The organism is Tepidicella baoligensis, assembly GCF_013432195.1.
Taxonomy (GTDB): domain Bacteria; phylum Pseudomonadota; class Gammaproteobacteria; order Burkholderiales; family Burkholderiaceae_C; genus Tepidicella; species Tepidicella baoligensis.
In genome coordinates this window covers 22,650-42,487 of the sequence record NZ_JACCDB010000016.1, presented here as the reverse complement: position 1 = coordinate 42,487, position 19,838 = coordinate 22,650, and the positions used below count along the sequence as shown (strand labels likewise).

Annotated in this window: 18 protein-coding genes; 13 read left to right on the top strand and 5 right to left on the bottom strand. The window is 62.7% G+C overall.

Features of this window, described 5'->3' with window-relative positions; all coding sequences use genetic code 11:
- The first annotated feature begins 268 nt into the window (after window positions 1–268).
- Window positions 269–3,916, top strand: coding sequence for a type I secretion C-terminal target domain-containing protein (locus HZS63_RS14185; RefSeq protein WP_180684391.1), 3,648 nt, complete (start codon window positions 269–271; stop codon window positions 3,914–3,916).
- A 49-nt stretch (window positions 3,917–3,965) separates the two neighbouring features.
- Here HZS63_RS14185 and HZS63_RS12745 read toward each other — a convergent pair whose 3' ends face one another.
- On the bottom strand, window positions 3,966–5,879 hold the full coding sequence (locus HZS63_RS12745) for a bifunctional diguanylate cyclase/phosphodiesterase (protein ID WP_180684390.1): 1,914 nt from the start codon (window positions 5,877–5,879) through the stop codon (window positions 3,966–3,968).
- Window positions 5,880–5,915: 36 nt separating this feature from the next.
- Window positions 5,916–6,593: a transglutaminase-like cysteine peptidase gene (locus HZS63_RS12740; RefSeq protein ID WP_343039994.1), complete on the bottom strand. Its 678-nt coding sequence runs from the start codon at window positions 6,591–6,593 to the stop codon at window positions 5,916–5,918.
- A 207-nt stretch (window positions 6,594–6,800) separates the two neighbouring features.
- On the opposite strand from HZS63_RS12740, the gene HZS63_RS12735 reads away from it, so the two are divergent.
- Window positions 6,801–8,642 (top strand): TolC family outer membrane protein, encoded by a 1,842-nt coding sequence (locus HZS63_RS12735; RefSeq protein WP_180684389.1) that lies wholly within the window; start codon window positions 6,801–6,803, stop codon window positions 8,640–8,642.
- Window positions 8,643–8,647: 5 nt separating this feature from the next.
- On the opposite strand, the gene lipA is transcribed toward HZS63_RS12735, so the two are convergent.
- The 3 genes from lipA to HZS63_RS12720 are packed head-to-tail and all read right to left on the bottom strand — an operon-like array spanning window position 8,648 to window position 10,623.
- Entirely contained in the window at window positions 8,648–9,622 is a 975-nt protein-coding gene (gene lipA, locus HZS63_RS12730; protein WP_180684388.1) for a lipoyl synthase, read from the bottom strand.
- A gap of 37 nt (window positions 9,623–9,659) precedes the next feature.
- Window positions 9,660–10,337, bottom strand: a complete 678-nt coding sequence (gene lipB / locus HZS63_RS12725) for a lipoyl(octanoyl) transferase LipB (protein WP_180684387.1) — start codon at window positions 10,335–10,337, stop codon at window positions 9,660–9,662.
- A 10-nt stretch (window positions 10,338–10,347) separates the two neighbouring features.
- Window positions 10,348–10,623, bottom strand: coding sequence for an HP0495 family protein (locus tag HZS63_RS12720; RefSeq protein ID WP_180684386.1), 276 nt, complete (start codon window positions 10,621–10,623; stop codon window positions 10,348–10,350).
- 138 nt (window positions 10,624–10,761) lie between these two features.
- Here HZS63_RS12720 and HZS63_RS12715 point away from each other — a divergent pair, with 138 nt between their 5' ends.
- The 11 genes from HZS63_RS12715 (at window position 10,762) to HZS63_RS12665 (ending at window position 19,834) form a co-directional block, all read left to right on the top strand.
- Entirely contained in the window at window positions 10,762–11,301 is a 540-nt protein-coding gene (locus HZS63_RS12715; RefSeq protein ID WP_180684385.1) for an ATP synthase subunit I, read from the top strand.
- A gap of 23 nt (window positions 11,302–11,324) precedes the next feature.
- A complete protein-coding gene (atpB, locus tag HZS63_RS12710) occupies window positions 11,325–12,230 on the top strand; it encodes a F0F1 ATP synthase subunit A (protein WP_180684384.1) in 906 nt (301 codons plus the stop codon).
- An 85-nt stretch (window positions 12,231–12,315) separates the two neighbouring features.
- Window positions 12,316–12,561, top strand: a complete 246-nt coding sequence (gene atpE, locus HZS63_RS12705) for a F0F1 ATP synthase subunit C (protein ID WP_180684383.1) — start codon at window positions 12,316–12,318, stop codon at window positions 12,559–12,561.
- A gap of 102 nt (window positions 12,562–12,663) precedes the next feature.
- Window positions 12,664–13,134: a F0F1 ATP synthase subunit B gene (locus HZS63_RS12700; protein WP_180684382.1), complete on the top strand. Its 471-nt coding sequence runs from the start codon at window positions 12,664–12,666 to the stop codon at window positions 13,132–13,134.
- Between the two features lie 22 nt (window positions 13,135–13,156).
- On the top strand, window positions 13,157–13,687 hold the full coding sequence (locus HZS63_RS12695) for a F0F1 ATP synthase subunit delta (RefSeq protein ID WP_180684381.1): 531 nt from the start codon (window positions 13,157–13,159) through the stop codon (window positions 13,685–13,687).
- 49 nt (window positions 13,688–13,736) lie between these two features.
- The gene (gene atpA, locus HZS63_RS12690; RefSeq protein ID WP_180684380.1) at window positions 13,737–15,293 is read left to right on the top strand and encodes a F0F1 ATP synthase subunit alpha; all 1,557 of its coding nucleotides are present in this window, start codon (window positions 13,737–13,739) and stop codon (window positions 15,291–15,293) included.
- A 32-nt stretch (window positions 15,294–15,325) separates the two neighbouring features.
- Window positions 15,326–16,195, top strand: coding sequence for a F0F1 ATP synthase subunit gamma (atpG, locus tag HZS63_RS12685; protein WP_180684379.1), 870 nt, complete (start codon window positions 15,326–15,328; stop codon window positions 16,193–16,195).
- Between the two features lie 43 nt (window positions 16,196–16,238).
- Window positions 16,239–17,645: a F0F1 ATP synthase subunit beta gene (gene atpD / locus HZS63_RS12680; protein ID WP_180684378.1), complete on the top strand. Its 1,407-nt coding sequence runs from the start codon at window positions 16,239–16,241 to the stop codon at window positions 17,643–17,645.
- Between the two features lie 70 nt (window positions 17,646–17,715).
- On the top strand, window positions 17,716–18,132 hold the full coding sequence (locus HZS63_RS12675) for a F0F1 ATP synthase subunit epsilon (protein ID WP_180684377.1): 417 nt from the start codon (window positions 17,716–17,718) through the stop codon (window positions 18,130–18,132).
- Window positions 18,133–18,201: 69 nt separating this feature from the next.
- Complete coding sequence (locus HZS63_RS12670) at window positions 18,202–19,257, top strand: YheT family hydrolase (RefSeq protein WP_246316363.1); 1,056 nt, start codon at window positions 18,202–18,204, stop codon at window positions 19,255–19,257.
- The gene (locus HZS63_RS12665) at window positions 19,250–19,834 is read left to right on the top strand and encodes a DUF2946 family protein (protein WP_180684376.1); all 585 of its coding nucleotides are present in this window, start codon (window positions 19,250–19,252) and stop codon (window positions 19,832–19,834) included. The genes HZS63_RS12670 and HZS63_RS12665 overlap by 8 nt, the downstream gene beginning before the upstream one ends.
- Window positions 19,835–19,838: the final 4 nt, after the last annotated feature.

Here is a 19,838-nt window from a genome sequence, read left to right as displayed (position 1 = left end):
GCGACACGATCGACACGACCACGCTGCAGCTGTTTGCGGTGGTGCAAGGCGAAGATGGGCCGCAGTATGTATCGGCCAAGACGCTGGGCGAGCCTGGGGACAACACGGGCTACCCGTCGACGGGGCAATACGTGGTGCTGGCGGTGGATGCGAGCGGCAACCCGCTGCCTGCGGCCCAGCAGCCTGGCGGCACGGTGACGGTGAATGTGGGTGCGCAAGACGACACGGCCACGCGTGGTTCGGACTATGCGGCGAGCGCGNGCTGGCGGTGGATGCGAGCGGCAACCCGCTGCCTGCGGCCCAGCAGCCTGGCGGCACGGTGACGGTGAATGTGGGTGCGCAAGACGACACGGCCACGCGTGGTTCGGACTATGCGGCGAGCGCGACGATCACGGCGACGGTGGGCACGATCTTCACCATTGATGTGCTCGACGATGCGCTGGCTGACAGCGGAGAGGTGTTCACGCTGACGCTGGGCCAAGACTGGAGTCGTGCGGGCGACTTCGAGGCGGTGGAGTACGACGCCACGGCGGTGGTCACGACGATTGTGGACAACGACGCCCGACCCACCATCGGTAATGCTTCCGCAAACGTTTCCGAAGAAGGCTTCACCCAGGCCACGCATGGACAAACCGGCATCCCCGACAACACGGGAACCGTGGACACAACCAACGCCGCTTCGGCCAGTGGAACTTTGTCCATCTCAGGCAACGGTACGGCTCCTGTGACGGTTGCGTTGCTGCTGACGGGGCTGCCCACCCAGTTGGGTGGTACACCCATCACCTGGAGCCATGATGGCTCCAATCAGGCGGTCCTGCTGGGTAAGTCGGGCACGACCGATGTGCTCCGCATCACCCTCAATGGCGGCTACACGAGCGTTGTGACGGGTGCTTCCACAGTGTCCTACCAGGTCGATCTGCTGGCACCGGTAGCCCATCCGATCAACAATGTGGAGGACGCACTCAGCTTCAACGTGAGCGTGTCCATCAGTGATGGTGTCAATCCCGCGGCCACCGGCACGATTGCGATCGCCATCGAAGACGACATGCCGCACATCACCAACGCTCAAAACCTGGCGCTGCAAAACCAGGTTTCCTCTGCCACTGGCAGCTTGGTCTTTGGTTTTGGTGGTGATGGGCCTGCCGAATCGGGTGCGCTCAAGATCACCGGATGGCCCGATTTGCCGGGGATCACGGAAACGTTGTCCACTGACGGCAAGACGTTGACGGCCACCATCGATGGCAGTGGGCAGCCGCCGAAAGTGTTTTACACATTGGTGTTGAACGACAATGGCACCTATACCTTCGATCTCGTCACGCCCCAGCCGACCACCGTCTATGAGATTGGGAACCAATTCGGGGCTGGTGGTCCGCAGGAAACCATCGCAGTCAATGCAGGCCCGATTGCAGTGACCTTCGACGGGTTGCTTTTCTCCAACACAGGAGGCGTGAACAACCCGCAAAATCCCGGTGCGGCCTCACAAGATGACGACCTCAACCCCAACAACAACGGGTTTGGGATCAAAAACGGCAACCTTGACCACAACGAGGGCTTCAAAGCCGTCATGTCGCAACCGGCTGATGGTCTGACCTTCAGCGTCTATGGGGTGGGTAATGCCAACGTCGCCACCATCGAATGGGTGGCTTATGCGGCCAATGGCACCACAGTGGTTGACTCCGGCACCCTGACCTTGACAGGGCTCAAAGCGGCTCCGCAGGTGGCCAGCATCGAGTCGAACCAAGAGTTCTCCAGCGTGGTGGTGCGTTTTGTCCTCAATGGAAACGATTCGGTGCGAATTCAGGACTTTGAGGTCATCGACCGCGTCGTGCCGCCTGATTTGGAGCTGGGCTTCACGGTTCGCGCAACCGACTCGGATGGCGACTGGCACGAGGCACCCTTCAAGGTCAACATCGCCGCCCAGCAAACCCCTGTTGCTACCACTGGGCTGTTGGTGGTCGGTAGCAACGCATCCGACACGGTGGACTCCGCGGGTACGCCTGTGGCCACTGACAATCACGCCGTGCCGCGCGATGGCCACCCAGACGGCATCATCATGGGGTCTGGCGGCGCAGACGTCCTCGTCGGCGATGTGGGCGGAAGAACCACCAATTTCATTCCCGGCAAGGACTACAACATCGCACTGGTGCTCGATGTCTCGGGCAGTATGCAGGGTAACCGCCTGGCCATCCTGAAAGACGCGATCAACCATCTCGCGGGTCAACTGGCAGGGCATGATGGTCAAATCAACCTGACGCTGATCACATTCTCGGAAAATGCGCAACAACGAATCAGCATCGAGAACTTTGGCGAAGATGATCTGGCCCAGTTGACGGCCATCGTCAACGGATTGGTTGCCAGTGGCGCAACGAACTATGAGGCGGCCTTCAATGCGACGGTCAATTGGTTCAACACCATGGGGGCCAACAGCAGCTACGACGAGTTTGAAAACCTGACCTTCTTCGTAACAGACGGCGATCCGACCCGTTACATCAACCCCGCGGATCAAAATGCCGGTCCGGGCAACACGACCGACTACGCCACCTTTGTCAACTCAGTAGAGGCCTTCCAGCCGTTGGGTTCGGTCAGCCAAGTCTATGCAATTGGTGTGGGCACGGGAGTGAACAGCGATTACCTGCGCTTCTTCGACAACACTGCAGCGGTGGGCACTGGAGCCGTGCAATTCAGCAGCTGGACCACCATTGCCGACTTCTCCGACGGTGGTACGGTTGGCATCAACAGCCCCAGCGGATGGACGAGGACAGGAACTGGAGGTGGCTCTATCCTTCTGAACAATCCCAATGGCACCAACAACGATTACCTGATGCTGCGCGATGCCCGAGATTCGGGTACCCAGCATCCTTCTACCTTCACATCGGTACCGATCGAGGTGGGTGCGAACGGAGGCATTCGCTTCCAGTACAGCGCTGCAAACAGCAATAACGGCGATACCGCTACCTGGCGTTTGTTGGATGCCAACGGCGTTGCGGTGCAGTCCGGAAATCTGTCTCGAACGCAGTCGAGCTTCACGACCATTTCAGTGACCGGGTTGGCGCCGGGTGAATACAGGCTGCAGTTTGAGCTGCTCGATGGATCCACGAATGGAAATTTCGAAATCCGGGTGGACAACATCGCTGTGCTGGATGTGGTGACGGGCCCGGTTGGTGAACCCCAAATCGTGCAGACCGGCAGCGAATTGACAGCCGCACTCGTGGGCGGTTCGGAGGAGTCGGTCCTCTTGCCAGTGGGTGATGACAGGATCGAAGGTGGGGATGGCAACGATGTCCTGTTCGGCGACGTGCTGAACACGGACGCCCTTTCCGCCCAGTACAACCTAGGCTTGCCCAGCGGCTCGGGGTGGGAGGTGTTCCGTGTGCTGGAGGCCAACCACGGCTGGACCCGGGCCGACACGATCCAGTACATTCGTGCCAATGCGGTCGATCTCGCGCATGAAGATGGACGAGCCGGCGGCAACGATACGCTGATCGGCGGTGCAGGTGACGACTTGCTGTTTGGTCAGGGAGGCAATGATGTGCTGATCGGCGGACCTGGCAACGACTATTTGGTGGGTGGTACTGGCGCCGACGTATTCAAATGGCATCTCACTGATATCGGAACCGACTCCAGCCCTGCCGTGGACACCATTGCCGATTTCAATAAGGCACAAGGCGATAAGATCGATCTGAGGGATTTGCTTGTTGGCGCCGACCAAGACAATTTGACCCAGTATCTCAGCTTCGGAGTCAACGACCAAGGCAAGGCCGTGCTGTCCGTGGATGTCAACGCCAATGAAATGCCGGAGCAGAAGATCGTGTTCGAGAACATGACACTGGAAGAGTTGCGGATAGCTTTCGGCGCCAGCGACACCGGCGCCGACCTGATTGCCAAGATGAAGCAGAGCGGCAGTTTGGATATCTGAACCATCAGGGCTCATGGAGTGCGAGGAGGCCCCTGCGGGGCCTCCCCGCTCAGTCCACCCCAGGCCCTGTCGCCCCGTCGAATCCCAGCTGCGCCAGCAGCGGCAGATCGTCCCGGTTTTCCACACCCAGGGCGATGACGGTGATGCCGAGTGCATGCGCCATGGTGCACAGGCCCTTGAGGAATTCCTGGTTGCCCGGGTTTTCGCTGATGCCGCGCACGTAAGCCGGGTGCACCTTGATGTAGTCCAGCCCCAGACTGGCGAGCTTGTCGCTTTCGGCGAAGCGCTGGCCGAAATACTCGATGCCCACCCGGCAGCCCAGTGCCTTGAGCGCACGGGTGAGGTCGCGGAAGGCGTCGAACTGGCGGAACACGCCGTATTCGGGCACCTCGAACAGCAGCCGCTTGCACAGCTGCGGGTAGCTTTGCAGCAGTTGCAGCAACTGGTTGCGGAAGCCAAAGTTGCCAATCGTTTCTGCCGAGAGGTTCACCGCCACGTCGCCTGTGCCCTGTTGCAGGTGTTCGATCGCCAGTTTCACCACGCCCAGGTCGATCGGGGCGGTGAGGTTCAGGCTGGCGGCCATCGGCATGAAGTCGCCCGCCGACAGCAACTGGCCCGATGCGTCTATTTGCAGGCGAATCACGCCCTCCAGGTGCAGGGGCCTATTCGGATCGCCTTGCACCACAGGGAAAAACGCGAGGCTGATCTGGCCGCCGTTGACGGCTTCGGTCAGCAGGGTGCGCCACTGCTCGGCCGGCAGGCTGAGCTTGTTGTTCGCTTCTTCTTCGGCATGCCAGGTGTTGGGGCCCTTGGCCTGGGCCTTGGCCAGTGCCTGGTCGGCTCGGGTCATCAGGTCGCCCACGCTCTGGTTGCGCACATAGCCCACGGCCGCCAGGTGAAAGAGGTCGGGGAATTCGGGCTCCCATTTCGGCAGCCAATCCCTGCAAAGGCGTTCGTAAATGTCCTTGGCCGCTTCCGTGGGCGAGGTGTAGGTCGGGCAGACCACGGCGAATTCGCCGCCTTTGACGCGGCCGGCGCGCTGGCCCGGATGATGGTCCCCGCTGTGAAAGAGCACGTCGGCCAGTTCACGCAGCAACTGGTCCGCCCGTTGGCGGCCGAGCTTGGCATTGAGTTCGTTCAAATAGGCCAGCCGCACCATGACCAGGCTGCCCACCGAACCGTGCATTTCACCGGTCAATACCTCACGCAGCTGTGACATGAAATACTCCCGATTGGCGATGCCGGTCACCGGGTCGCTGTTGACCTTTTTGCGCAGGTTCTCCAGCCGGCTGGACTCTTCGGCGAACATGGCCTTGAGTCGCTCGACCATGGCATTCATGGCCTGGGTCACGGCTCGCATTTCGGGGGTGCGCGGCTCGGCAACCGTCAGGAAGCGCCGCTGCGCGATCGCCTGAGCCTGGTCCACCACATCGCGCAGTGGTTTGGTGATGACACGGATGGCATAGGTGCCCAGTACCCCCGTGATCGTGCTGCCCAGCACGAACCACAGCAGCAGCTCCAGCGTGCCTTCCCACAGACTCTGGTACACATACTGTTCGTGGCTGGCAAGAATGATGGTGCCAAACTGCTTCCAGCCGTCCATGATCTGAGCCTGACCCGGTTCGGCCTGGATCGGGATCAGGTTGGCGAACCAGCGCGGAGCGCCATACAGTTCGCCTTCATAGACCCGTTCGACGATGGTCTCGCCGGTGGGCGAAACGACCCGGATGAAGCGGTAGTGTCCGGCGTCGAACTGGGCGGCCACCTGCAGCTCCACCGTCACCGGGTCCTTGTCGAGCTGGGTCAGCGACAACGCCAATGAAGTCGCGTTGTCGATGTTCTTGACCTGCAGCTGTTGCTCCAGGTAGCCGCGCGCCGACAACACGCTGACCACCAGGCTGCCGCCAAAGGCCACGGTCATCACGACCACGATGGCGATCCACAACTGTTTGACGAGTGACATTTCAGTGCCCCTTGGGTAATGCGGCAAGGCTGTGCTTCACAACCCCTCCTTGGACATGCGTTCGAGAACTTCGCGCCAGCGCGACAGGCGGGCCGTCGGATCGGCCGTTGACTGCTGCTGACCGGCCACCCACAGCCCCTGGCTGTTGAAGCTGAAGACGGGGGTCAGGTCGTTGCGCCGGGAGGCCGGCCGCACGCTGGTGATCAGGTTGTCCAGAATGAGCGGCTCGCCGGTCGGATCTTCGTAGTAACCGAGCACCATGTGGGCTTCGGTCAGGGCCCCGGCGGTGCGGGCGCGCACGTAGATCAGGCGCAGGCGCTCGTTGGGCACGCCCAGCAATTTGAGCGTCACGTATTTCGAGATGGCATAGTCTTCGCAGTCGCCCATGCCGCGCCCCATGAACTCCAGCGGGCTGGCCCAGTAATCGTTCACCCCCCAGACCTGGGAGTCCAGCGCGTACAGGATGCGTCGGTTGAAAAAGGTGTTCACGAGGTTGAGTTGCTGCTCCACCGGTTGGTCTCGGGCCTCGTCCATCATCCGGCGCCAGGCGGCGACGGTCTCGGCGGCCGTGGGGCCATAACGCTCCAGGGCCAAGCGCTGCATCAGGTCCAGATTCGGAGCCGCCCCCGAAAGGCCGATCACCAGCCAGGTTGCCACCATCCAGCCCGTCCAGCGCAGGGACGCGAGGCGCAGGAACAAGGCCCAGGTTTTCACGGGAGCGGACGAGGAAGCGGGCAAAAAGTGTGGCGTGAATGACAACAGGTGAAATGATCGTAACGATAACGCGCCGAAAACCCACCTAAAAACCCCGACATCCGATAGGATGTGCACCAGCATAACGCAAAAAGAGCGTGTGCTCCCGCTGGGTCAAGTAAGTCTTGCGTGCCGGGAAGCCTGGCGCGCCCTAAGCAAGGTGGAATCATGAAAAAACATGTTTGGTCGGCCGTCGCGCTTGCGGCCATGGTATGCAGTGGAGGGCTTCAGGCGCAGGCTTTGCCACAACCGATGATCGATGCGATCCGCACCGCCATCACCACCAACCCGGAGGTGCAGGCGCGTTGGTACAACTTCACGGCGGCCGAGGCCGAGCGTGACGCGGCCAAGGCGGGCTGGCGTCCCCAGGTCGACCTGACCTACGGCACGGGGCGTGAAAACAACAAAACCCCGACCGAGCGCACCGGCTGGTATTCGCGCCATGGCGGTGCGCTCACCCTCAACCAGGTCCTGTTCGACGGCATGTTCACCCGCAACGAGGTGCAGCGGCTGGATTACGCCAAGCTCGTGCGCTATTACGAACTGCTGGAAGCTGCGGAAAACATTGCGCTGGAAGCCGCGCGCGCCTATGTGGATGTGGCGCGTTATTCCGCCCTGCTGGAAGAGGCCAAGCTCAACTTCGTGGAGCACAAGGTGCTGGCCCAGCAGATCGAGGAGCGTACCGCAGCCGGCGTGAGCCGTCGCGTGGATACCGATCAGGCCACCGGCCGTCTGGCACTGGCCGAATCCAACCTGCTGACCGAAATCTCCAACCTGCACGATGTGAGCGCTCGCTACCAGCGCATCATGGGTGCGCTGCCGCCCTCCACGCTGCCCCCGCTGCGCGAAGGGCTGAAGCTCGAGGGCGTTCCTGCCACCATGGTGGAGGCCATGCAGAATGGCCTGGCGAACAGCCCGACCATCAACGCCGCCTATGAAAACGTGCGGTCCACCCGGTCCCAGATCGAAACCCGCAAGGCCGGCTACTGGCCGCGCGTGGATTTCCGCATCCGGCAGTCGTGGGGGAGCAACATCGACAACGTCAGCGGACGCTCGCGCGACACCGTCGCGGAAGTGGTCATGAACTACAACCTGTACCGCGGCGGCGCCGACCAGGCCCGCGAGCGCCAGGCGGTGGAACAGAACTTCCAGGCCCGTGAGCTGCAGGAAAAGGCTTGCCGCGATGTGCGCCAGACCCTGGCGATCGCGTACAACGACGTGGTCCGCCTGAACGAACAACTGGGCTATCTCGACCAGCACCGTCTCTCCACCGAGGTGGCGCGCGAGGCCTACCGCCAGCAGTTTGACATCGGTCAGCGCACCTTGCTCGATTTGCTGGATACCCAGAACGAATACTTCGAGGCCAGTCGCGCCTACATCAATGCCCAATACAACGAGTTCCTGGCGCAGGCGCGCACGCTGGCTGCCATGGGCAAGTTGACCGTCGCGCTGGGGGTCGGCCGCGAGGGCCAGCCGACACTCGAAGACGTGGGTCAGGACCGTGGATTGCTGCCGCCCGAAGAGCTCTGCCCGTTCGAGACGCCAGCCCTGGTCGAAGTCGACAAAGTCAAGGCCGTGGCTGAAGCGCCAGTGCGCGCGCGGCCTGCCGCCACAGCGCCGGCACAGGGTCTTGCCGCTGCCCCCGTGGCGCCGGTCCCCGAGAAGGTCACATTCTCGTCCGACGCGCTGTTCGATTTCGACCGCGCCGTACTCAAACCTGAAGGGCGGCGCAACCTCGATGAACTCATCGGCCGCATCAAATCCATCGACCTGGAGGTGGTGATCGCCGTGGGGCACACCGACGCCACGGGCTCCGACGCCTACAACCAGCGCCTGTCCGAGCGCCGCGCCGAGGCCGTGAAGGCCTACATGGTCAACCAAGGTGTGCCGGCCAACCGCATCCGCACCGAGGGCCGGGGCAAGTCCGAGCCGGTGGCCAGCAATGACACGCCCGAAGGGCGTGCCCAGAACCGTCGCGTGGAAGTGACGGTGGTGCAGCAGGCCCGCTGAGCGGGTCAGACCCCTGCCGCGTGGGCCTGCTGGTCCGCGTGGTAGGAGCTGCGCACCATGGCGCCCACAGCGGCGTGGCTGAAGCCCATCTCGTAGGCTTGGGCCTCGAACATCTTGAACGTGTCCGGGTGGACGTAGCGGCGCACCGGCAGGTGGTGGCCGCTCGGTGCCAGGTACTGGCCGATGGTCAGCATGTCGATGCCGTGAGCCCGCATGTCCCGCATCACCTGCAGGATTTCCTCATCCGTTTCACCCAGGCCCACCATGAGTCCGCTCTTGGTGGGCACGTGCGGGAACAGGGCTTTGAATTTCTTGAGCAGGTTCAGGCTGAAGGCGTAGTCGGAGCCTGGGCGCGCTTCTTTGTACAAGCGCGGCACGGTTTCCAGGTTGTGGTTCATCACATCCGGCGGCGCGGCCTTGAGGATGTCGAGCGCCCGGTCGTCACGGCCCCGGAAGTCGGGCACCAGCACCTCGATCTGCGTGTGCGGCGACAACTCGCGGGTTTTCTGGATGCAAGCCACGAAATGCCCGGCGCCGCCATCGCGCAGGTCGTCGCGGTCCACGCTGGTGATGACGACATACCGGAGCTTGAGCGCCGCAATGGTCCTGGCCAGGTTTTCGGGCTCGTCCGGGTCCAGCGGGTCCGGGCGTCCGTGGCCCACGTCGCAGAAAGGGCAACGGCGGGTGCATTTGTCGCCCATGATCATGAACGTGGCCGTCCCCTTGCCGAAACATTCGCCGATGTTGGGGCAGCTCGCCTCTTCGCAGACCGTGACCAGCTTGTTCTGGCGCAGGATGTCCTTGATTTCATAGAACCGGGTGCTGGGCGAGCCGGCCTTGACGCGGATCCAGTCCGGTTTTTTCAGTGGCTCGGCCGGCACGACCTTGATGGGAATGCGCGCCGTCTTGGCCTGATTTTTTTGCTTGACGGTGGGGTCGTAGGCAGGCGGTGCGTTGCTGGCGGCGGAGGGCTGGGTCATGGAAAATTCCAGAAGGTGATGCGGGGCGCGGTGCCGTTCATGGAACGAGTCGCTGAATCAGTTGCTGGCTCAACACCTCTGCCACGGCAGCGGGCTCGACCGATACGCCGATTGTAGAAAGGTCCACGGTTTGCAGGCCGGCATGGCCGCAGGGGTTGATGCGGGTGTAGGGTTCGAGGTCCATGGCCACGTTGAGGGCAAGGCCGTGGTAAGTGCGGTGCCGGTGCACCTTGATACCGAGGGCGCTGATCTTGCCCAGGCCAGCGAAAGGCCGATCGCCGGGGCGCGGGCCGGTGAGGGCGGCGTGGTCGAACGGGTCGTCCATGCGCACGTAGATGCCGGGCGCGCCGGCCACCCGGTGGCCAGTGACGCCGAAATGCGCCAGCGTGCGGATCACCGCTTCCTCCATCCGGTACACGTATTCTTTGACGTAATAGCCGGCTCGTTGCAGATCGATCAAGGGATAGGCCACCACTTGGCCTGGGCCGTGGTAGGTGACTTGGCCGCCGCGGTTGGTCTGTACCACCGGGATCTCGCCTGGCGCCAGCACATGATCGGGCTTGCCAGCCAGGCCCTGGGTGAACACGGGAGGATGCTCGCAAAGCCAGAGTTCATCGAGGGTGTGGGGGCCACGCTCGGCGGTGAAGCGTTGCATGGCTGCGTAGGTGGGTTCGTAAGCCACTCGCCCCAGGTCGCGTCGCAGCAGCAGCGTCATGGGCTGGGGGTCAGAGCACGAACTTCACCATCGGGTGGGTGGTGAGTGTGCGGTAAAGCTCGTCGAGCTGATCGCGGCTCGTCACCCGCACCGTGAGGGTCAAGCCGAGATAGTTTCCGGCTCGGCTGGGGCGTTGTTCCACCGTGTCGGCGTCGAAATCGGGATCGAACTGCCGCGCCACGTGCACGATGGCCTGGGTGAACCCTTCGACGCGGGCCCCCATCACCTTGATCGGGAAATGGCACGGGTATTCGATCAGCGACTGTTCGGGAGGAATCGCGTTCATGGGCGGATTATCCTTCCCCCGACGCTTCAGGGGAGTTCTTGACGAGGCATCGGGGTTTCTACGTATAATGCGTGGATTTGCTGGACCCGTCGGGTCGACAGCGCGCGTGTAACCGGAATGTAATTCGAGGCTCTGACAATGACGCATCAGCCATCGTCGCCTCAAGCCCAGGACGGCCGACGCCCTGCTCGCGACCCATGGGAAGATGAGGCGGAAACCGAAGATTTCAAGCCCCTGACGCCTGAAGAGGCGGTTCAGTGGCGAGCGCGCCAGCCCGATGTCTCGGCCTGGCGGGTGGTGCGGTGGCAGCTGATCCTGCTGGCGCTGATGACCCTGGCGGCGATGGTCTTCTTCGAGGCGTCGCCGGTCGGGTGGTCGGTGTTCTACGGTGGGCTGTGCATCGTGTTGCCCACGGCGTTGATGGCCTATGGCCTCACGTCGAGTGCCTGGTCCCGTTGGCGCGGTGCGTCACGGCCGAAGTCGGCCGGGAGCGCGCTGGCGGGCGTGTTTTTTTGGGAAGGGGTCAAGATCCTGCTTGCGCTGGCCATGCTGTGGCTGGCGCCGCGCATCGTCCCCGACCTGAGCTGGCTCGGCTTGGTGGTCGGGCTGGTGGTGGTGCTGAAGGCGTACTGGCTGGCGTTCTGGATGGGGCGTAGCCGGCGTGAACATGTGATTTGACTTATAGATGGGCAGATTCAACTATGGCAACTGAAGGCGCAGGACCCACCCCGGGCGAGTACATCCGCCACCACCTCGGTCACCTCGCGACCGGCAAGCAGACGAGCGTGATCGACTTCACCATCGTCAACATCGACTCGGTGGTGGTCAACATCGTGCTTGGCATTCTGGTTTGCTGGTTCCTCTATTCCGCGGCCCGCAGGGCCACCTCTGGCGTGCCAGGGCGCTTTCAGGCATTCGTCGAGCTGCTCGTCGAGATGGTGGACAACCAGGCCAAGTCGGTGATCCACAATGCCGAGAGCCGCAAGGTGATCGCGCCCATGGCTCTGGTGGTGTTTTGCTGGGTGTTCATGATGAACTTCATGGACCTGATTCCGGTGGACCTGATTCCTTTCATCTGGGCGCACGGCATTCCTTTCGTCCATGATCACACCGATTCCGGCTTGCATGCCGTCTTTGGCATGAAAGACTACATGCGTGTCGTGCCCACGGCCGACCTGTCCACCACGCTGGGTCTGTCGGTGTCGGTGCTGCTCATGTGTCTGTACTACAACATCAAGATCAAGGGCCTCGGTGGCTGGGCCCACGAACTGGTGACCGCTCCTTTCGGAACCAGCAAGAACCCCATCGGGGCGCTGGTGCTGGGCGTGGTCAACTTCCTCATGCAAATGATCGAGTTCGTGGCGAAGACGGTTTCGCACGGCATGCGATTGTTTGGCAACTTGTTCGCGGGTGAACTGGTGTTCATGCTGATCGCACTGCTCGGTGGCTATGCCGCCCTGTCGATCAGCGGAGGCCTGTTCTTCGTCGGGCACTTGATCGCCGGCACCATCTGGGCGTTGTTCCATATTCTGGTCATCACCCTGCAGGCGTTCATCTTCATGACGCTGGCCCTGATTTATTTGGGGCAGGCGCATGACGCGCACTGAGCACGCTGGGCTTGCGCTTCGGCCGCACAAGGTGTTTTTTCTCTCTCTGTAACCTCAACCTTCCTCTCAATTCAAAGGAATCAACATGGAAAACGTTCTGGGTCTCGTTGCTCTGGCTTGCGGCATCATCGTGGGTCTGGGTGCCATCGGCGCCTCGATCGGCATTGCGCTGATGGGTGGTAAGTTCCTCGAGTCTTCTGCTCGTCAGCCCGAGCTGATGAACGACCTGCAGACCAAGATGTTCATTCTGGCCGGCCTGATCGACGCCGCCTTCCTGATCGGCGTGGCCATCGCTCTGCTGTTCGCCTTCGCCAACCCCTTCGTTCTCTGATCGTCTTGCTGTGAGGAAGGGAGCGCTGCGGCCTGATGCCGCGGCGCTTACCACGGCAAGCAGCGTTTCAACTATCAGTTCAACACACAGAAAGGCGTTGCGATGAATCTCAATGCAACCCTCTTTGCGCAAGCCATCGTCTTTGCGATTCTGGTGTGGTTCACGATGAAGTTCGTGTGGCCCCCGATCGCCAAGGCCCTGGATGAGCGTGCGCAAAAGATTTCCGAAGGCCTGGCTGCTTCCGAGAAGGCCAAGATCGAACTCGCCGTGGCCAACAAGCGCGTCGAGGAAGAGCTGAGCAAGGCGCGCAACGAGTCCGCAGCCCGTCTGGCCGACGCCGAGCGCCGTGCCCAGCAGATCATCGAAGAGGCCAAGGCCCGTGCCAATGAGGAGGCCGCGAAGATCATGGCTGCCGCCAAGGCCGACGCCGAGCAGCAATTGCTCAAGGCCCGCGAGGAACTGCGCGAGCAGGTGGCCAACCTGGCGGTCAAGGGCGCCGAGCAAATCCTCCAGCGTGAAGTCAATGCCGGCGTGCATGCCGAGCTGTTGAACCGCCTGAAGACCGAACTCTGATCCGCGCAACAAAGGTTGACCCATGGCCGAAATCGCCACCATCGCACGACCCTACGCCGAAGCGCTGTTCAAGGCCGCCGGGGCGGATGCGCCTGCCGCTGCCCAGTGGCTCGACGAGCTGGCTGTCATCGCTGGCAACGAGCAGTTGCTCCAGTTCGCCGACAACCCCAAAGTCACCACCGAACAGGTGTTTGACGTGATTGTGGGCGTGGCCAAGCAGACATTGCCCGAGATGGGCCGCAACTTCCTGCGCACCGTGATTGAAAACGGTCGCTTGGCGGTGCTGCCCGAGATCGCTCGGCAGTTCCGCAGTCTGATGAACGCCCAGCAGGGCAGATCCGATGCCGTGGTGTACAGCGCCTACGACATCGACGCCGCTGGCCTGGACGAACTGGCAGGCGTTCTTGAAAAGCGTTTCGGCCGCAAGCTCAACCTCCAGGTTGTGCTGCAGCCCGAACTCATCGGCGGCGTGCGCGTGGTGGTGGGCGACGAGGTGCTGGACGCCTCGATCAAAGCCCGCCTGGAACAAATGAGAATGGCCCTGACGGCGTGAGCCGCGGTGTGCCCTGAAGCGTCACCATTTACGAAAGAAGGAAAGAGTCATGCAGCTCAATCCCGCAGAAATTTCTGAACTGATCAAGTCCCGCATCGAAGGCTTGGCCCCCTCTGCCGATGTGCGCAACCAGGGTACCGTGGTGTCCGTGACCGACGGTATCTGCCGCATCCACGGCCTGAGCGACGTGATGCAAGGCGAAATGCTGGAATTTCCAGCGAACAAGGAGGGCCAGCCGACCTTCGGGCTGGCGCTGAACCTGGAGCGCGATTCCGTCGGTGCCGTGGTGCTGGGCGAGTACGAGCACATCTCCGAAGGCGACACCGTCAAGTGCACGGGCCGCATTCTGGAAGTGCCCGTCGGCCCCGAACTCATCGGCCGCGTGGTCAATGCGCTCGGTCAGCCCATCGACGGCAAAGGCCCCATCAACGCCAAGCTGACCGACGTGGTCGAAAAAGTGGCACCGGGCGTGATCGCCCGTAAATCGGTGGACCAGCCGGTGCAGACCGGTCTGAAGGCCATCGACTCCATGGTGCCGATCGGCCGCGGCCAGCGCGAGTTGATCATTGGTGACCGCCAGACGGGTAAGACCGCCGTGGCGATCGACACCATCATCAACCAGAAGGGTCAGAACATGACCTGTATCTACGTCGCCATCGGCCAGAAGGCGTCGTCGATCAAGAACGTGGTGCGTGCCCTGGAGCAGCACGGCGCCATGGATTACACCATCGTCGTGGCCGCCTCGGCCTCCGAATCCGCCGCCATGCAGTACCTGTCGGCGTATTCCGGCTGCACCATGGGTGAATACTTCCGTGACCGCGGCCAGGACGCCCTGATCATTTACGACGACCTCTCCAAGCAGGCCGTGGCTTACCGGCAGGTGTCGCTGCTGCTGCGTCGTCCGCCGGGCCGTGAAGCCTTCCCGGGCGACATTTTCTATCTCCACAGCCGTCTGCTGGAGCGTGCCGCCCGTGTGAACGCCGACTACGTCGAGGCCTTCACCAAGGGCGAGGTCAAGGGCAAGACCGGCTCGCTGACCGCGCTGCCCATCATCGAGACCCAGGCCGGTGACGTCTCCGCCTTCGTGCCCACCAACGTGATCTCGATCACCGACGGCCAGATCTTCCTGGAAACCAACCTGTTCAACGCCGGCATCCGTCCCGCCATCAACGCGGGTATCTCGGTGTCCCGCGTGGGTGGTGCGGCACAGACCAAGCTCATCAAGAGCTTGTCGGGCGGTATCCGTACCGACCTGGCCCAGTACCGCGAACTGGCCGCCTTCGCGCAGTTCGCCTCCGATCTGGACGAAGCCACCCGCAAGCAGCTGGATCGTGGCGCCCGCGTGACCGAACTGCTCAAGCAGCCTCAGTACAGCCCGCTGCCCATCAGCCTGATGGCGGCTTCCCTGTATGCGGCCAACAAGGGCTATCTGGACGATGTGGACGTCAAGAAGGTGCTGGCATTCGAAACGGGTCTGCACGGCTACCTGAAGGACAAGCATGCCGCCCTGCTGGCCAAGCTGGAGGCCGACAAGGCCATGGACAAGGATGCCGAAGCCCAATTGAACGCGGCCATTGCCGAGTTCAAGAAGACCGGCACCTACTGATGCGGTCGCTCGCGACCAGATAAGGAGCATCAATGGCAGCAGGCAAGGAAATACGCGGCAAGATCAAATCGGTGGAAAACACCAAGAAGATCACCAAAGCCATGGAAATGGTGGCCGCCTCCAAGATGCGCAAGGCGCAGGACCGCATGCGCATGGCCCGGCCGTACAGCGAGAAGGTGCGCCAGATCGCTGCCAACCTCAGCCGTGCCAATCCGGAGTACCGGCACCCGTTCATGGTGGTCAACGACAAGGCCCAGGTGGCCGGCATGATCGTGGTCACCACCGACAAGGGCCTGTGCGGCGGCATGAACACGAACGTGTTGCGCGTGGTCACGAACCAGCTCAAAGAGCTTCAGTCCAAGGGCCAGTCCGCTGAAGTGGTGGCCATCGGCAACAAAGGGCTGGGTTTTCTGAACCGCATCGGCGCCAAGGTGGTGTCTCATGTGACGGGGCTTGGCGACACGCCGCATCTGGACAAACTGATCGGCCCGGTCAAGGTGCTGCTCGATGCCTATACCGAAGGTCGCATCAGCGCGGTGCACCTGTGCTACACCCGATTCATCAACACGATGAAACAGGAAGCCGTGGTGCAGCAACTGCTCCCGTTGAGCGCCCAGGATCTGGAAGAAGGCCAAGCCGGGCACGACTGGGACTACATCTACGAACCGGACGCGCAAACCGTCATCGACGAGCTGCTGTTGCGCTACATCGAATCGCAGGTGTACCAGGCGGTGGCCGAAAACATGGCGTCGGAGCAGTCCGCGCGCATGGTGGCCATGAAAGCGGCCACCGACAACGCCGGCAACGTGATCAACGAGCTCAAACTGGTCTACAACAAGACCCGCCAAGCCGGCATCACCAAGGAACTGTCGGAAATCGTTGCAGGCGCCGCGGCCGTTTGAGGTCGGGGACTCGAAGACTTAAAGAAATTTGAAGGTATCCATCATGTCTCAAGCACAAGGCAAGATTGTTCAGTGTATCGGCGCCGTGGTTGACGTGGAGTTCCCGCGCAACCAGATGCCCCGCGTCTATGACGCCCTGAAAATGGAAGGTTCCGCACTGACCCTGGAAGTGCAACAACAGCTCGGCGACGGTGTGGTTCGCACCATCGCGCTGGGTTCGTCCGACGGTCTGCGTCGCGGCATGGTGGTGACCAACACCAACGCGCCGATCACCGTGCCCGTGGGCAAGGCGACGCTGGGCCGCATCATGGACGTGCTGGGCACGCCCATCGACGAGCGCGGCCCGATCGACCAGTCGCTGACCAGCTCCATCCACCGCAAGGCCCCGGCCTACGACGAGCTGTCGCCCTCGACCGAGCTGCTCGAGACCGGCATCAAGGTGATCGACCTGGTGTGCCCCTTCGCCAAGGGCGGCAAGGTGGGTCTGTTCGGTGGCGCCGGTGTGGGCAAGACCGTCAACATGATGGAGCTCATCAACAACATCGCCAAGGCGCACTCGGGTCTGTCCGTGTTCGCGGGCGTGGGTGAGCGCACCCGTGAAGGCAACGACTTCTACCACGAAATGGCCGAATCCGGCGTGGTGAAGCTGGACAACCTGTCCGAATCCAAGGTGGCCATGGTGTACGGCCAGATGAACGAGCCGCCGGGCAACCGTCTGCGTGTGGCCCTGACCGGCCTGACCATCGCCGAATCGTTCCGCGACGAAGGCCGCGACGTGCTGTTCTTCGTGGACAACATCTACCGCTACACGCTGGCCGGTACCGAAGTGTCCGCGCTGCTGGGCCGTATGCCTTCCGCCGTGGGTTACCAGCCGACGCTGGCCGAGGAAATGGGCAAGCTGCAGGAGCGCATCACCTCCACCAAGGTGGGCTCCATCACCTCCATCCAGGCCGTGTATGTGCCCGCCGACGACCTGACCGACCCGTCGCCCGCCACCACCTTCGCCCACCTGGACTCCACCGTGGTGCTGTCGCGTGACATCGCTGCCCTGGGTATCTACCCCGCCGTGGACCCGCTGGACTCGACCAGCCGCCAGCTCGATCCGCTGGTCGTGGGCGAGGAGCACTACTCCGTGGCCCGTGCCGTGCAGGGCACCCTGCAGCGCTACAAGGAACTGCGCGACATCATCGCCATTCTGGGCATGGACGAACTGGCGCCGGAAGACAAGCTGGCCGTGGCCCGTGCCCGCAAGATCCAGCGTTTCCTGTCCCAGCCCTTCCATGTGGCTGAGGTGTTCACTGGCGCGCCCGGCAAGTACGTGCCGCTGTCCGAAACCATCCGTGGTTTCAAGATGATCACCAACGGCGAGTGCGACCACCTGCCCGAGCAGGCCTTCTACATGGTCGGCACCATCGACGAAGCCTTCGAGAAAGCCAAGAAATTGGCCTGATGCACCGGGCCGCTTCGGCGCCCTGGCGTTCGGGCGGCCCCAGGCCAACGACTTTTGACAAGGAGCAAAGATGAGCACGATACAAGTCGAGGTGGTGAGCGCGGAAGAGTCGATCTTCAGTGGTCCGGCCAAGTTTGTCGCGCTGCCGGGTGAAGCCGGCGAACTCGGCATCCTGCCGGGCCACGTGCCGCTGATCACCCGCATCAAGCCCGGTGCGGTGCGTATCGAGAAAGCCGACGGCGGCGAGGAATTCGTGTTCGTCGCCGGGGGCATTCTCGAGGTCCAGCCGCGTGTGGTCACGGTGCTGAGCGACACCGCCATCCGGGGCAAAGACCTGGACGAAGCCAAAGCCAACGAGGCCCGCAAGGCCGCCGAGGAAGCCCTGAAGAACGCCAAGAGCGATGTCGATCTGGCCAAGGCCACGTCGGAACTCGCCATCATGGCGGCACAGATCGCAGCGCTGCGCAAGTACCGCCAGAAGCGCTGATGGCGCGCGGTCTGTGAACCGCCAACAGGGGTGATGACAGGCGCTTGCCGCTGCAGGCACAATGCGTTCATGCATTTCCACCATGCTTTGGAACGCAGCCCCTGTTTTGATGCGATGCACTGGACCTACCGTGCGCCCTGGTGGTTGCCAGGCGGCAACCTCCAAACCATAGGGCCCGCCCTGTGGGGGCGGCGTCACCCACGCACCCAAGCGTTTCGGCGCGAGCGCTGGCGCACGCCGGATGGCGATTTCATCGATGTGGACCACCTTCCCGAGGAGCGCGCGCGGCCCTCTGCCCCGGTGCTGGTGCTGTTTCATGGTCTGGAGGGTTCCTCGGCCAGTCATTACGCCCAGGCGTTTGCACGGCAGGCGGTGCAGCGTGGCTGGCGCCTGAGGATTCCCCACTTCAGAGGCTGCTCCGGTGAAATCAATCTGGCGCCGCGCGTTTACCATTCGGGTGATTTCGAGGAAATAGGCTGGATACTGCGCCGCGTCCGGGAAAGCCTCGGCTCAACGGTTCCACTGCTGGCCGTGGGCGTTTCGCTGGGCGGCAATGCCTTGTTGCGGTGGGCACAGGAAGCTGGCGAAACGGCGGGGCGCACGGTCGGCGCCGTCGCCGCGGTGTCGTCGCCGTTGGATTTGACCGCGGCGGGCCACGCCATCGACAAGGGATTCAACCGGCAGGTGTATGCCCGTATGTTTCTGCGAACCATGAAGCACAAAGCGCGGCAGAAGTGGGCGCAGTATCCCGGCCTGTTCGACCTGGAGCGAGCCTTGGCCGCGACCACCCTGCAAGCGTTCGATGACGCCTTCACCGCGCCGGTGCATGGCTTCTTGGGCGTGCATGATTACTGGCGCCGCGCCTCCGCCAAGCCAGGCATGCGCGAGCTGCGCTTGCCCACGCTGGTGCTGAACGCTCGCAATGACCCCTTTGTGCCGTTCGCCAGCCTGCCCACGGCGGCCGAAGTGCCGAGCCATGTCGCCCTCTGGCAGCCCAGGCATGGGGGGCATGTGGGGTTCGCAGGCAGGGCAAGGCCACCCAGCGGCCGTGTCATGCAGGTGGATGCAATGCCGCAGGCCGTTTGCCAATGGCTGGCCAGGGCGGCGGGAGTCAGCGATGGATGAACTGGTCAAGGCCGCCATGGCCAAATGGCCCAACGTGCCCCATTGCTATGGCTGGTTGGGGCTGGATGCGCGGGGCCGTTGGTGGATGCGGGACGAACGCGCACAGCGGGCGGGCCCCTTTGCGGGCCCCGGCGCGACGGCCGCGAGCCGGGGGGCCGAACTGCGGCATGAGAAGCTGATCGCCTTCATTGAGCGCAACTACGGTTGCGACGAAGCCGGCCAGTGGTATTTCCAGAACGGGCCGCAGCGCGTGTATGTGGAACTCGAAAAGCTGCCATGGGTGTGGCGGCTGGACGATCGGGGCGAAGTGTGCTCGCACACCGGCCGACCCGCGGTGGTGCAACGAGCCTGGACGGACGAAGACGGCTGGCTCTACCTCGAAACCGATCTGGGCTGGGGCAATGTGCACAGCCAAGACATGGACCGTGCGGCGCGGCTGCTGGAGGCAGGGGGCTGGACGCTGGCGTACCTGCCGTATGCGAGTGTGCTGGAACGCGCGGGTTGCGTGCTCAGCCCACAAGCCGCGCAAGCGGCAGGCGCAAACATGAAAAAGCCCGCAGATGAGCGGGCTGTATGAGCAC

Bases quoted from the DNA above. Each gene is read 5' to 3' on its own strand.
- HZS63_RS12745 (WP_180684390.1), bottom strand. From the start codon at position 5,879: ATGTCACTCGTCAAACAGTTGTGGATCGCCATCGTGGTCGTGATGACC.
- HZS63_RS12735 (WP_180684389.1), top strand. From the start codon at position 6,801: ATGAAAAAACATGTTTGGTCGGCCGTCGCGCTTGCGGCCATGGTATGC.
- lipA (WP_180684388.1), bottom strand. From the start codon at position 9,622: ATGACCCAGCCCTCCGCCGCCAGCAACGCACCGCCTGCCTACGACCCC.
- lipB (WP_180684387.1), bottom strand. From the start codon at position 10,337: ATGACGCTGCTGCTGCGACGCGACCTGGGGCGAGTGGCTTACGAACCC.
- HZS63_RS12720 (WP_180684386.1), bottom strand. From the start codon at position 10,623: ATGAACGCGATTCCTCCCGAACAGTCGCTGATCGAATACCCGTGCCAT.
- HZS63_RS12715 (WP_180684385.1), top strand. From the start codon at position 10,762: ATGACGCATCAGCCATCGTCGCCTCAAGCCCAGGACGGCCGACGCCCT.
- atpB (WP_180684384.1), top strand. From the start codon at position 11,325: ATGGCAACTGAAGGCGCAGGACCCACCCCGGGCGAGTACATCCGCCAC.
- atpE (WP_180684383.1), top strand. From the start codon at position 12,316: ATGGAAAACGTTCTGGGTCTCGTTGCTCTGGCTTGCGGCATCATCGTG.
- HZS63_RS12700 (WP_180684382.1), top strand. From the start codon at position 12,664: ATGAATCTCAATGCAACCCTCTTTGCGCAAGCCATCGTCTTTGCGATT.
- HZS63_RS12695 (WP_180684381.1), top strand. From the start codon at position 13,157: ATGGCCGAAATCGCCACCATCGCACGACCCTACGCCGAAGCGCTGTTC.
- atpA (WP_180684380.1), top strand. From the start codon at position 13,737: ATGCAGCTCAATCCCGCAGAAATTTCTGAACTGATCAAGTCCCGCATC.
- atpG (WP_180684379.1), top strand. From the start codon at position 15,326: ATGGCAGCAGGCAAGGAAATACGCGGCAAGATCAAATCGGTGGAAAAC.
- atpD (WP_180684378.1), top strand. From the start codon at position 16,239: ATGTCTCAAGCACAAGGCAAGATTGTTCAGTGTATCGGCGCCGTGGTT.
- HZS63_RS12675 (WP_180684377.1), top strand. From the start codon at position 17,716: ATGAGCACGATACAAGTCGAGGTGGTGAGCGCGGAAGAGTCGATCTTC.
- HZS63_RS12670 (WP_246316363.1), top strand. From the start codon at position 18,202: ATGCATTTCCACCATGCTTTGGAACGCAGCCCCTGTTTTGATGCGATG.
- HZS63_RS12665 (WP_180684376.1), top strand. From the start codon at position 19,250: ATGGATGAACTGGTCAAGGCCGCCATGGCCAAATGGCCCAACGTGCCC.